The following is a 1,326-nucleotide window of genomic DNA, read 5'->3' on the forward strand; positions in this document are numbered from 1 at the left end:
CACTAGTGTCCCAACGTTTTTCATTAATCAATGCTTAAGACTCTGTAAAATATGACTTTTTATTCTTTTTTGGCTGTTACCGATTTGAACATCCAGCAGCTAGTACCTTATACCTCTTGCAACATTTTTCAGGAGGTATGCGGTGTTAACTGGAAAGCTCATATTTTCTCAGATCATGGACTATTTGCCGTTGCACATGTTTCGGCGAATTGTTCAACGCTACGATGGAAACCGGAAAGTTCATCAATTTTCCTGCCTCGACCAGTTTCTATGCATGGCATTTGCACAATTGACTTACCGAGAGAGCCTCAGAGATATCGAGGCCTGTTTACGTTCCCAGCAAGGCAAGCTTTACCACATGGGAATTCGTGCTCAAGTCTCCAGGAATACCTTAGCCAATGCCAACAAAGTCCGAGACTGGAGAATTTATGCGGATATTGCTCAACACCTAATTCAGATCGCCCGCAACCTTTATATCGACGACGAATTCGATCTCGATTTGCAAAATACCGCCTACGCCTTGGATTCCACAACCATAGATTTATGCCTAGCCATGTTCCCCTGGGCCAATTTTCGCAAGTCGAAGGGGGCCATCAAACTGCACACATTGCTGGACCTACGAGGGAATATTCCGACCTTTATCCACATATCCGACGGGAAGCTCCACGACGTCAACGTGTTGGATATACTGCCAATCGAGGCTGGATCGTTTTATGTCATGGATCGAGGTTACGTAGACTTCAGGCGCCTTCATGTTTTTTCTCAAAGGGCAGCCTTTTTTGTAATCCGGGCCAAATCGAATCTTCAATGCGACAGGATCTTTTCTCACCAGGTCGATCGAACAACAGGTCTGATTTGCGACCAATCCGTAGTGCTGACTGGCTATTACCAATCCAAAAATTATCCAGAAAAGTTACGCAGGGTGAAATACAAAGACCCGGAAAGCCAAAAAACATACGTATTTTTAACCAACAATTTTGTTCTCCCAGCACTCACTATCACAGAGCTATACCGCTATCGTTGGCAAGTGGAGCTGTTTTTTAAGTGGATAAAGCAAAATTTGCGCATAAAGCGTTTCTATGGGAACTCAGCCAATGCGGTCAAAACGCAAATCTGGATCGCAATTTCGACTTTTTTGATTGTAGCCATCATGAAAAAAGAACTCAAAATCAATGCTTCACTCTACACAATTCTACAGATTTTAAGCGTGAACATCTTTGAACGAAATCCATTATTACAGATAGTTGGAAATTACAGCTACGAAAACGAAGTTCGGTCAAACACTAACCAGTTGAGTTTCTTTGATTAAACGTTGGGACACTAGTG

The 1,326-nt window shown here is 42.8% G+C and carries 1 protein-coding gene; it reads left to right on the top strand.

Annotation, left to right across the window (positions count from 1 at the left end):
* Positions 1-142: 142 nt before the first annotated feature.
* Positions 143-1,309 carry an IS4 family transposase gene (locus C6366_RS18340; RefSeq protein ID WP_107740632.1) on the top strand — a complete coding sequence of 389 codons (1,167 nt, stop codon included), beginning with the start codon at positions 143-145 and terminating at the stop codon, positions 1,307-1,309.
* Positions 1,310-1,326: the final 17 nt, after the last annotated feature.

It is taken from the genome of Desulfonatronum sp. SC1 (assembly GCF_003046795.1).
Classification (GTDB): domain Bacteria; phylum Desulfobacterota; class Desulfovibrionia; order Desulfovibrionales; family Desulfonatronaceae; genus Desulfonatronum.